Below are 11428 nucleotides of genomic sequence, written 5' to 3' on the forward strand. Positions count from 1 at the left end.
GGCCTCCGTTCCCCCGTACCTCCGCACCGTTCGTATCGGAGTGTCATGCCGCTCACCCCCCTGCCGCTGGCCGATCCCGGCAGTCCCGACCTCTCCTCCCCCCTGGCCTTCCTGCGCTGGCTGCAGCGCAGCCAGCGGCGCGGGCAGGTGCTCGCCACCTGGTGGACGCTGCTCGAAATGGGGTGCCAGGCCGCCCTGCCGGTACCGCTGGGCATGGGCGTGCAGGCCGCCGTCGACGGTGACGCCGGCCGGATCTGGCAGGCCGGCGGGCTCGCCCTGCTGCTGGCCGCGGGCGCCGCGCTGGGCACCGTCCTGTCGCACCGCCAAGCGGTCTGGAACTGGATCCACGCCGCCTGCCAGATGCGGCAGTTGGTGGCCCGGCAGGCCTCCCGGCTCGGGACCGGGCTGTCCCGTCGGATCGCCACCGGTGAGGTCGTCGCGGTCGGCAGCGGGGACGTCGAGCGGATCGGCTGGTACGTCGAGCTGATCGCCCGGGTCCGGTCCGCGGTGATCGTCTGGCTGGCCGTCAGCTCGGCGGTGCTGGTGGTCGAACCGGTGCTGGGCATCGGCGTGTTGCTCGGGGTCCCGGTGCTGGCGGCCTCGGTCTGGCCGCTGATCGGGCCGTTCGAGCGGCGCTACGAGCAGCAGCGCGCACTGGGCGGCAAGGCCACCGAGCTGGCCGCCGACACGGTCGCGGGGCTGCGGGTGCTGCGCGGCATCGGCGGTGAGGAGCTGTTCCTGGAGCGGTACCGGGCCGCCTCCCAGAAGGTCCGGGTGGCGGCCGTCCGCTCGGCCCGGATCTGGTCGCTGATGCAGGCCCAACAGGTTTTGCTGCCGGGCCTGTTCGTGGTCGGCGTCACCTGGTACGGCGCCCGGCTGGCGGCCTCCGGCGAGCTCGCCGTCGGCACCCTGATCGCGGTGTACGGCGCGACGGCCTTCCTGGCCGCGCCGCTGCGGATCCTGGGTGAGGCGGCGCACGCCTGGAGCGTCGCCCGGGTCTCCGCCGGGCGCGCCGTCCGGGTGCTGTCGCTCAGCCGGACCGGCGGCGAGACCGGCGCCACGCTGACCCGGCCGGCCAAGGCCGACCTGCACGACCCGGCCAGCGGGCTGACCGCGCGGGCCGGCGAGCTGACCGCGGTGGTCTGCGGGGACCCGGACTTCGCCGGGGCGCTCGCCGAGCGGCTCGGCGGCCACGTCCCACGGGCCGAGGGCGAGCCGGAACAGCCCTCCGTGCGACTCGGCGGGACGGAGCTGGACGCGGTGCCGCTGGCCGAGGCGCGGGCGGCCGTGCTGGTCCACGACAAGGAGCCGGTGCTGCTCTCCGGCACGCTGGCCGAGCTGTTCGACATCCCGTCCTCGGGGCGGGTCCCGGCGGCCGAGGCGCTGGCGGCAGCCCGGTCGGGCGACGTGCTGGAGGCGCTGGTGGACGGCTCGCCGGAGTGCGCGGGCGATCCGATGCGCGCCCGGATCACCGAGCGCGGGCGCTCGCTGTCCGGCGGGCAGCGCCAGCGGCTCGCCCTGGCCCGCGCGTTGCTGGCGGACCCGCCGGTCCTGGTGCTGGACGAGCCCACCAGCGCGGTGGACGCGCACACCGAGTCCAGGATCGCCACCGGGCTGCGGGACACCCGGGCGGGCCGGACCACCGTGGTCTTCGCGACCAGTCCGCTGCTGCTCGACCAGGCGGACCGGGTGGTGCTGCTGCGCGACGGCCGGGTGGCCGCGGCCGGGCGGCACCGCGAGCTGATGCGGACCGAGCCGGTCTACCGGGCCGTGGTCACCCGCGACGAGGAAGCCGCCCAGCCGGTGGGTGAGGCGGTGTGAACGGGTTCGTGCACCGCCGCAGCCACCGCCCTGCCCCACCCGCGAGGAGTACGTCATGAAGCCCCCCGTCCACGAGGAGCGGGAGCCGGCCGCCACCCTGCCGGTCGGCTCCCCGGCCGCGGTGCGCGGGTACCTGCGGCTGCTCGCGCGGCGCCACCGCGGCGGGTTCGCCGCGGTGGTGGCACTGCACTCGGTGGCCACGCTGGCCGGACTCGTCGGGCCCTGGGTGCTCGGCAGCCTGGTCGAGTCGCTGGCCACCGGCACCGCCGGGTCCACCATCACGGTGGCGGTCGCCTGGTACCTGCTGGCGCTGGTGGCACAGGCCGCCTTCACCGGCTGGTCGCGGATGCGCGGCGCGGTGCTCGGCGAGCGGGTGCTGGCCGACCTGCGCGAGGACTTCCTGGTCCGCTCGGTCGCGCTGCCGACCGGCGTGCTGGAGCGGGCCGGCACCGGGGACCTGGTGTCCCGGGGCACCACCGACGTCGACCGGCTGGACAAGTCGGTGCGCGAGGCGGTGCCCGAACTCGCCGTCGCCGTGGTCTCGTTGCTGCTGGTGCTCGGCGCCCTGCTGGTCACCTCGCCGCTGCTCGCGCTCACCTCGCTGATCGGGCTGCCGCTGCTGCTGGCCACCTCCCGCTGGTACTTCCGGCGCGCGCCGCAGTCCTACCGCAACGAGTCGGCCGGGTACGCCGCGGTGAACACCGTCCTGGCCGAGACGGTGGACGCCGGGCGGACGGTCGAGGCGCTGCGCCTGGGCGACCGGCGGATCGGGCTGACCGACCAGAAGCTGCGGGAGTGGCTGGCCTGGGAGCGGTACACCCTCTGGCTGCGCTCGGTCTGGTTCCCGACCATCGACGCGGTCTACGCCGCGGCGGTGCTCGCCACCCTGGTGCTCGGCGGGCTGTTCACGCTCAAGGGCTGGATCACCGTCGGCCAGTTGACCACCGGGGTGCTGTACGCGCAGCTGCTGACGGGCCCGGTGGACCTGATCCTGCGCTGGTACGACGAGCTGCAGATCGGGCAGGCCTCGCTGGCCCGGCTGGTCGGCGTGCGCGAGGTGCCGGAACACGAGGGGGACGAGACCGCCCGCCCGGACGGCCGCCGGGTGGAGGCCCGGGACGTCCGGTTCGGCTACCGCGAGGGCGCGGACGTCCTGCACGGGATCAGTCTGGACGTCGCCCCGGGCAGCCGGGTCGCGCTGGTCGGGCCGTCCGGGGCGGGCAAGTCCACCCTCGGGCGACTGCTGGCCGGGATCTACGCCCCCGGCCGCGGCAGCGTGACGCTCGGCGGCACGGCGCTGTCCCGGATGCCGGCCGAGCGGGTGCGCGCGGAGGTGGCCCTGGTCAACCAGGAGCACCACGTCTTCGTCGGCACCCTGCGGGACAACCTGCGGCTGGCCGCGCCCGATGCCGGGGACACCGAGCTGCGGGCGGCGCTGGACGCGGTGGACGCCGGCGCCTGGGTGGACGCCCTGCCGGCGGGGCTGGACACCGAGGTCGGCTCCGGGGGCACTTCGCTGACCCCGCCGCAGGCCCAGCAACTGGCCCTGGCCCGGCTGGTGCTGGCCGATCCGCACACCCTGGTGCTGGACGAGGCCACCTCGCTGCTGGACCCGCGTGCGGCCCGGCACCTGGAGCGCTCGCTCTCCCGGGTGCTGGAGGGCCGGACGGTCATCGCCATCGCCCACCGGTTGCACACCGCGCACGACGCGGACGTGATCGCGGTGGTCGAGGGCGGGCGGATCAGCGAGTACGGCAGCCACCCGGAGCTGGTCGCGGCCGGCGGTCCGTACGCGGCGCTCTGGCGTTCCTGGCGGGACGAGCGGTAGGCGCGACAGCGGGTGTGAGGGAGATCGGTAAACCCGCACGGGGTCGGATTGCCCCGTGCGGGTTACTCCCAGGCTGGGGAGGGCGCGTAACCGGGCAAAACGGCAGCCAGGCCCGCAGACTGCTCCGGTGACCAAGACTTCAGACCGTTCGTCCCGCTCCCCGCGCGGTGAGATCGGCGGGATCCCCACCCGCTACATCGGGATCGGCGTCCTCGTCGTCCTCGCCGTGTGGTTCCTGTTCGCCAACCTCGACAAGGTCAAGATCCAGTTCTGGGTGCTCACCGTCACCGCGCCGCTCTGGATCGCGCTGCTGGCCACGCTGATCGCCGGTGCCGCGCTCGGCTGGCTGCTGAAGGGGCGGCGCAGCCGGTGACCGCGGATCCCGAGCCGGCCCGCACCGGTACCTCGGCCTTCAGCCCGCTGATCGAGATGCACGGCGTCAACAAGCACTTCGGCGACCTGCACGTGCTGCGGGACATCGAGTTGACGGTCGGCCGGGGCGAGGTCGTCGTGGTCATCGGACCGTCCGGCTCGGGCAAGTCCACGCTCTGCCGGGCGATCAACCGGCTGGAACCGATCGAGAACGGCACCATCCTGATCGACGGCGAGCCGCTGCCCGAGGAGGGCAAGGGGCTCGCCCGGCTGCGGGCCGAGGTCGGCATGGTGTTCCAGTCCTTCAACCTGTTCGCGCACAAGACGGTCCTGCAGAACGTCTCGCTCGCGCAGGTCAAGGTGCGCGGCCGGTCCAGGGCGGAGGCCGACGCCAGGTCCCGCGCGCTGCTGGAGCGGGTGGGCCTCGCGGCGCAGGCCGACAAGTACCCGGCCCAGCTCTCCGGCGGCCAGCAGCAGCGGGTCGCGATCGCCCGGGCGCTGGCGATGGACCCCAAGGCGCTGCTCTTCGACGAGCCCACCTCGGCACTCGACCCCGAGATGATCAACGAGGTGCTGGACGTCATGCGTCAGCTCGCGCACGAGGGCATGACGATGGTCGTGGTCACCCACGAGATGGGCTTCGCCCGGGCGTCCGCGAACCGGGTGGTGTTCATGGCGGACGGCCGGATCGTCGAGGACCGTGCCCCGGAGGACTTCTTCGGCGCCCCCGAGAGCGAGCGCGCCCGGGACTTCCTGTCCAAGATCCTGAAGCACTGAGGCGGTGCCGTGGACCGTGAGACGAAAGCCGGCGCGGTGGCGGTGGAGCCCGGTGCGCGGGAGGGGAAGGCCGGCGTGCGGGTGAGGGCGTCCGGCCGCCTGGTCGTCGCCGCCCTGCTGCTCACCGCCCTGGCGGCCGGCTGCGGCAAGCCCGGCACCCCGCCGCCCAAGGGTCCGCAGCCCAGCGCGCTGCCCACCTACCAGGTGCAGGACGCCTCCTCGATCACCGGCTCGCCGACCCTGGACGCCGCCCGCAGCCGGGGCCACCTGGTGGTCGGCGCCAAGGAGGACCAGCCGTACCTGGGCCAGAAGAACCCGGCCACCGGCGAGTACTCCGGCTTCGACATCGAGATCGCGAAGATGCTCGGCGCCTCCCTCGGCTTCCCGCCGGACAAGATCCAGTTCAAGACCATCGCCTCGGCCAACCGCGAGACCGCGCTGCAGAACGGCCAGGTGGACTACTACGTCGGCACGTACACCATCAACGACAACCGGAAGAAGCTGGTCGGCTTCGCCGGGCCGTACTTCGTCGCCGGGCAGTCGCTGCTGGTGCGCAAGAACGACGACACCGTCCACGGTCCGGAGGACCTGGCCGGCAAGAAGGTCTGCTCGGCGGCCGGCTCGACACCGTACCAGCGCATCCAGTCGCAGTACCCGAAGGCCGAACTGATCGGCTACGACACCTACTCGGCCTGCGTGGACAACCTGATCACCAACCAGGTCGACGCCGTGACCACGGACAACGCGATCCTGCTCGGCTACGCGGCCAAGGTGCCGGACGAGCTCAAGGTGGTCGGCCCGCTGTTCTCGACCGAGCCCTACGGGGTCGGGGTGCCGAAGAGCGACACCGCGCTGCGCACGGCGCTGAACGACGCGCTGGAGCAGCACGAGCGGAACGGCGACTGGCAGCGGGCCTTCGAGGCGACCCTCGGCCTCTCCGGGGAAGCCGCGCCGACGCCGCCGCAGATCAACCGGTACTGAGAGGGCCGCGCCGTGAAAACGCTGATCGACAACTGGTCGACCTACTGGCAGGGCTTCCTCGGCACGCTCTCGCTCTTCGCGGTGAGCGCCGTGCTCTCGCTGGTGCTCGGGGTGCTGATCGTGAGCTTCCGGGTCTCGCCGGTCAGGCCGCTGCGGATCTTCGGGGCGACGTGGGTGACGATCCTGCGCAACACGCCGCTGACCCTGCTGTTCTTCATCGTGGTCCTGGGCCTGCCCCGGTTCGACATCACCCTGCCCTTCTACACCTTCGCCGTGCTCGCGCTCGGCTGCTACACCTCGGCCTTCGTCTGCGAAGCGCTGCGCTCGGGCGTCAACACCGTGCCGACCGGGCAGGGCGAGGCGGCCCGGAGCCTGGGCATGAGCTTCGGGCAGACGATGAGCCTGGTGGTGCTGCCGCAGGCGTACCGCTCGGTGGTGGCGCCGATCGGCAGTGTGATGATCGCGCTGGCGAAGAACACGGCGATCGCCGGCGCGTTCAGCGTCACCGAACTGCTGGGCACCTACCGGACCATCAACGAGCTGGGCTACAGCATCGTCTGGACCTTCGTCTGGATCGCCGTCGGCTACCTGATCATCACCCTGACCATCAGCATCGTCTTCAACCTGCTGGAACGACGAGCGGCGGTGTCCCGATGACCGTTGAAGCCTCGGCGCTGTACGACGTCCCCGGCCCGAAGGCGCTCGCCCGCCACCGGCTGTACGGGGGGATCGCGCTGCTGCTGATCGCGGCGGTGATCGGCTGGGTCGTCTACATGCTGTTCCACACCGGCCAGTTCACCTACGGGAAGTGGATGGCCTTCGAGTACCGGGGCGTGCAGGAGCTGCTGCTGCGCGGGCTCGGGAACACCCTGAAGGCCTTCGGCTGGACGGTGCTGCTCGCGCTGCCCTTCGGCGCGCTGTTCGCGGCCGGGCGGCTGTCCGACCACCGGGCGGTGCGCTGGTCCTGCACGCTGGTGGTGGAGTTCTTCCGGGCCATGCCGGTGCTGGTGATGATCTTCTTCGTGTTCGTCGCCCTCAAGGTGCAGCCGCTCTGGGCACTGGTGACCGGGCTGGTGCTCTACAACGGCTCGGTGCTGGCCGAGGTGTTCCGGGCCGGCGTGCTCGCCGTGCCCAGGGGGCAGTCGGAGGCGGCGTACGCGCTGGGCCTGCGCAAGACCCAGGTGATGGCCCACGTGCTGGTGCCGCAGGCCACCCGGGCGATGCTGCCGGCCATCATCAGCCAGCTGGTGGTCGCGCTCAAGGACACCTCGCTGGGCTTCCTGATCACCTACGAGGAGTTCCTGCACGCGGGCAAGCTGATCGCCACCAACCTGGACTACGACCTGCCGTTCATCCCGGTGGTGATCGTGATCACGCCGATCTACATCGGCATGTGTCTGCTGCTCTCCTGGCTCGCCCGCACCGTCGAGAAGCGCAGTCGGCGCAGCCCGCGTGCACGGGGCGGGGCGCCGGTGGCCGAGGCCGGGGTGGCGCTGGGGCTGCCGCCGTCGGCGCAGCAGTGAGAAGCCTGGTTCGAGCCTGAACCATAGATGTGGATGGGGACGGGGTCGATACCTCCAAATTCCTCTTATGATTGCGGGGCTGGACGGGACCGCCTGGACGGTCCGGACGACGACCCGGGCGGGAGGGGCCATGGAGCCGGTGTTCGACTCGCGGCACATCAGGACGTTCCACGAGGTCGTCCGGGCCGGCTCCTACTCGGCCGCCGCCCGTGAACTCGGCTACACCCAGCCGGCCATCACCCAGCAGATGAAGGCGCTCGAACGCACCGTCGGCGTCCCGCTGTTCACCCGCGCCGGGCGCGGACTGCGGCTCACCGAGGCGGGCGAGGCACTCTCCCGGCACGCCGAGCTGATCCTCGGCAGCATGTCCGCCGCACAGCAGCAGCTCGCCGCGCTCGCCCGGCTGCGGGCCGGGCGGGTCCGGGTCTGCGCCTTCCCCAGCGCCAACGCCACCCTGATACCGGAGGCGATGGCCCGGCTGCTTGCCGAGCACCCCGGCGTGCGGGTCGAGCTGCTGGAGGCCGAGCCGCCCGACTCCGTCCAGCGGCTGCTGCGCGGGGAGTGCGACATCGCGCTGGCCTTCCGCTACCCGGGCGCGCCCACCGGGGTACCGGACGGGCTGGACGAGATCCCGCTGATGGAGGACCTGCTCACGGTGCTGCTGCCGGTCGGGCACCCGCTCGGCCGCCGGCACGCCGTACGGCTCGCCGACCTCGACGGCGAGCGCTGGATCGCCGGCTGTCCGCGGTGCCGGGCCAACCTGCTGCACGTCTGCGCGGAAGAGGGCTTCGCGCCGGACATCGTGTTCTCCACCGACGACAACCTCGCGGTGCAGTCGCTCGTCGCGGCCGGGGTCGGGATCGCGCTGATGCCCGCGCTGGTGCTCTCCTTCATGTGCCACCGCAAGGTCACCGGGCGGGCCGTCGAGCCGCACCTGCGGCGCCAGGTGAGCGCGTACGTGCTGCGCGAGCACCGCCGGATCCCGGCCACCGGGCTGGTGCTGGACCACCTGCGGCAGGCGGCCGCGAGCCGGGTCGGCTGCTGATACATAAGCCTTGGTGGGGATGTCGCTTACGAACCCTCCTTGGACGTGATAGGTCGGTGGGTCCCAACCTGCTGGCATGACACCCTCAGCCACGGTCGGCAGCGACCGGCTCACCGAGCGGATGACCGCGCTGATCAGTGAGATCCGCGCCGTCGTGGACCGCGGACTGCCCCCGGAGCTCACCGCCTACCTGGTCGGCGAGCGGCTCGCCCCGCACCTGCACGCCGCCGCGGACGGACCCGACGCGCTGCTCACCCCCGCCCAGTGCGAGGGCGATCCGCAGCGCTACCGCCAGCACGTCCTGCACGCCGAGGAGGACGGCAGCTTCTCCGTCGTCGCCCTGGTCTGGCTGCCCGGACAGCGGACCCCGATCCACGACCACGTCTCCTGGTGCGTGGCCGGTGTCCACCGCGGCCAGGAGAGCGAGACCCGCTACCGGCTGGTCTCCGACGGCCGCACCGCCCGGCTGGTCGAGACCGAGCACGTGGCCGGCCCGGCCGGCACCGTCGCCGCCTTCGCCCCGCCCGGCGACATCCACCTGGTGCGCAACGCCTGCGGCACCACGGCCATCTCCATCCACGTGTACGGCGCGGACGTCTCGCGGCTCGGCACCAGCATCCGGCGGGTCTACCGGCTGCCCGCCGACCAGGAGCGGTGAGCGGCGGCGTGGCACTCACCCTCCGGCAACGCGCCGCCCGTACCCACTCACTGCCCCCGATGCGCGGGGACGCCCCCGGGCTGCTGCTCGCGGCCCTCGGGGTGGCCGCCGCGCTGGGCGTCCACGCGGTGGTGCCGGCCGTGCCCGAGCTCACCGCCGCCGTCCTGCTCGGCATGGCGGCGGCGCACCTGCCCGGGCTGCGCCCGGTGGTCCGCGGGATCGCCCGGCCCGGGCTGTCCATGGCCGGGAAGCGGTTGATGCGGGCCGGGATCGTCCTGCTCGGGCTCAAGCTCGGCCTGGGCGACGTGCTCGGCCTCGGCTGGGCCACCGTCGCCATGGTGCTCGTGGTGGTCGCGGCCACCTTCGCGGGGACGCTCTGGCTGGGCCGGCGGCTCGGCCTGCCCGGGGACCAGCCGCTGCTGGTCGCCACCGGGTACTCGATCTGCGGGGCCTCGGCGATCGGCGCGGTCAGCCAGGCGGCGGGCAGCGAGGAGGAGGACGTCGCGGCCTCGGTGGCGCTGGTCACCCTCTGCGGGACGCTGGCGATCGCCGTGCTGCCGCTGCTCCAGCACCCGCTGGGGCTTGGCGAGGTGGAGTTCGGGCGCTGGGTCGGCGCGAGCGTGCACGACGTCGGGCAGGTGGTCGCCACCGCGCAGACGGGTGGGGCGGGGGCGCTGCGGGAGGCGGTGCTGGTCAAGCTGATGCGGGTGGTGCTGCTGGCGCCGCTGGTCGCGGGGGTCGCCGTGGTGGTGCGGCGGAACCTGCGGGCGTCTCGGGCGGGGGCTGTTTCGGGCGTTGCGGGGGCCTCGGGATCCTCAGGGGCCCCGGGCGTCGCGGAGGGGTCGGACGTTGCCGAGGGCCCGGGCGTTGCGGAGGGGTCGGCCGAGAACCCGGTGAAGACCGGGAGCCGTCCGCCGATCGTGCCGCTGTTCGTGGCGGGGTTCCTCGCGATGATCGTCCTGCGGACCACCGGGGTGCTGCCCGAGCGGGCACTCGGCCTGGCCGGGGACGCCCAGGAACTGCTGCTGGCCGCGGCGCTGTTCGGGCTCGGCAGCGCCGTGCACCTGCCGACGATGATCCGTACCGGCGGGCGGATCGCCCTGCTCGGGCTGGGCTCCTGGGTCGTCGTGGCGGGCGTCTCCTACGCGGGAGTACTGATCACGACCTGACGGTTCCGGGTGCGGACTCGGCTATTGTCGGGCGGGTACTCGTCCGCACCGGGACGGTCCCGCGACGGCGCGGGGGCGGTCCCGTCGGCGAGTTCGCACCCTGGTTTCCGCCGGAGTTCGTCAAGGAGGACGAATGACCACCGCACTGCCGGAACGGGACGGCCACGGGGCCGTCGTCACGCTCGACCGACGGGAGGGCCCGTACGGCGAGGTGGTACTGCGGCAGCGTGGACGGCACTTCGAGATCATCGCCAACGGTTGTTTCCTGATGGACACCGCCGACGGGCGCTCGGAGCGGCTGCTGATCCAGGCGGCCCTGGACGAGCTGGACCGGACGGGCCGCCGGACCGAACGGCCGTCGGTGCTGATCGGCGGCCTCGGGGTCGGCTTCTCGCTCGCGTACGCGGCCGCCGAGCCGCGCTGGGGGCGGATCGCCATCGTCGAGCGGGAGACCGCGATCATCGAGTGGCACCGCAGCGGGCCGCTCGGCGCCTTCTCGGGCGGGGCGTTCGAGGACGAGCGGGTCGCGGTGCTCCACACCGACCTGCTGGAGTACCTCGCGGCCGCGGACGGCGAGCGCTACGACGCGCTGTGCCTGGACATCGACAACGGGCCGGACTGGACCGTCACCGACTCCAACAACGGGCTGTACGGCGCGGACGGGCTCGCGGTGCTCTGGCACCGGCTGAGGCCGGGCGGGGTGCTGGCTGTGTGGAGCGCGCAGCCGTCGCCGGCCTTCGAGGAGGCGCTGCGGGCGGTGGGCTTCTCGGACGTGGTGACGCACGAGATCCCGGTGTCCCGGGGGGTGCCGGACGTCGTGCACCTGGCGCGGCGCGCGGACTGAGGGCGAACTCGGCTGCCGCGCGCGGTGGTTGGCGATCGCCGTCCGGTCGGGTTCTCCCCTTCGGGTTTCTTCCGGGGCAGTTGAGGCCGGACCGTTGAGGGTCGGGCGGTTGGTGGTGGGTGGTGGCTGAGCACGGGACTCCCCCGGAACGGATCGCGGCCGAGCTTCGACGGCGCATCGCGGCAGGGGAGTTGGCGCCGGGGGCGCGGGTGCCGTCGACCCGGCGGATCACCCAGGAGTGGGGCGTGGCGATGGCCATGGCGACCAAGGTGCTGAACCGGCTGCGGGGACGAGGGGCTGGTCCGGGCCGTCCCCGGGGTCGGGACGGTGGTGGCCGGGACGGTGGTGGCCGGGGCGCGGGCGGCCGGGAGCACGGCGGGCGGGAGCGGCCTGGCCGGGGGCGCGTCGGT

11 protein-coding genes and 1 pseudogene are annotated in these 11428 nt (G+C 73.4%); all 12 read left to right on the forward strand.

Annotated elements, in window-relative coordinates; translation table 11 throughout:
- Positions 1 to 45 precede the first annotated feature (45 nt).
- Positions 46 to 1821, forward strand: coding sequence for an ABC transporter ATP-binding protein (locus AB0Q99_RS06865; protein ID WP_363569180.1), 1776 nt, complete (start codon positions 46 to 48; stop codon positions 1819 to 1821).
- Between the two features lie 55 nt (positions 1822 to 1876).
- Positions 1877 to 3649 (forward strand): ABC transporter ATP-binding protein, encoded by a 1773-nt coding sequence (locus tag AB0Q99_RS06870; protein ID WP_363569181.1) that lies wholly within the window; start codon positions 1877 to 1879, stop codon positions 3647 to 3649.
- 127 nt (positions 3650 to 3776) lie between these two features.
- Positions 3777 to 4022 (forward strand): LapA family protein, encoded by a 246-nt coding sequence (locus AB0Q99_RS06875; protein ID WP_363569183.1) that lies wholly within the window; start codon positions 3777 to 3779, stop codon positions 4020 to 4022.
- A gap of 56 nt (positions 4023 to 4078) precedes the next feature.
- Positions 4079 to 4798 carry an amino acid ABC transporter ATP-binding protein gene (locus AB0Q99_RS06880; protein WP_363569288.1) on the forward strand — a complete coding sequence of 240 codons (720 nt, stop codon included), beginning with the start codon at positions 4079 to 4081 and terminating at the stop codon, positions 4796 to 4798.
- Positions 4799 to 4879: 81 nt separating this feature from the next.
- Positions 4880 to 5779: a glutamate ABC transporter substrate-binding protein gene (locus AB0Q99_RS06885; RefSeq protein ID WP_363569289.1), complete on the forward strand. Its 900-nt coding sequence runs from the start codon at positions 4880 to 4882 to the stop codon at positions 5777 to 5779.
- 12 nt (positions 5780 to 5791) lie between these two features.
- Positions 5792 to 6436 carry an amino acid ABC transporter permease gene (locus AB0Q99_RS06890; protein ID WP_363569184.1) on the forward strand — a complete coding sequence of 215 codons (645 nt, stop codon included), beginning with the start codon at positions 5792 to 5794 and terminating at the stop codon, positions 6434 to 6436.
- Complete coding sequence (locus tag AB0Q99_RS06895) at positions 6433 to 7302, forward strand: amino acid ABC transporter permease (RefSeq protein ID WP_363569186.1); 870 nt, start codon at positions 6433 to 6435, stop codon at positions 7300 to 7302. The genes AB0Q99_RS06890 and AB0Q99_RS06895 overlap by 4 nt, the downstream gene beginning before the upstream one ends.
- A 139-nt stretch (positions 7303 to 7441) precedes the next feature.
- Positions 7442 to 8347, forward strand: coding sequence for a LysR family transcriptional regulator (locus AB0Q99_RS06900; protein ID WP_363569290.1), 906 nt, complete (start codon positions 7442 to 7444; stop codon positions 8345 to 8347).
- 76 nt (positions 8348 to 8423) lie between these two features.
- Positions 8424 to 9005, forward strand: coding sequence for a cysteine dioxygenase family protein (locus tag AB0Q99_RS06905; protein WP_363569188.1), 582 nt, complete (start codon positions 8424 to 8426; stop codon positions 9003 to 9005).
- Between the two features lie 59 nt (positions 9006 to 9064).
- A complete protein-coding gene (locus tag AB0Q99_RS06910; RefSeq protein WP_363569291.1) occupies positions 9065 to 10174 on the forward strand; it encodes a putative sulfate exporter family transporter in 1110 nt (369 codons plus the stop codon).
- Between the two features lie 133 nt (positions 10175 to 10307).
- Complete coding sequence (locus AB0Q99_RS06915) at positions 10308 to 11018, forward strand: spermidine synthase (protein ID WP_363569190.1); 711 nt, start codon at positions 10308 to 10310, stop codon at positions 11016 to 11018.
- Between the two features lie 122 nt (positions 11019 to 11140).
- Positions 11141 to 11354 (forward strand): annotated as a pseudogene (locus AB0Q99_RS06920) (winged helix-turn-helix domain-containing protein); the annotation flags it as partial.
- Positions 11355 to 11428: the final 74 nt, after the last annotated feature.

The organism is Kitasatospora sp. NPDC086791, from assembly GCF_040685975.1.
Taxonomy (GTDB): Bacteria; Actinomycetota; Actinomycetes; order Streptomycetales; family Streptomycetaceae; genus Kitasatospora.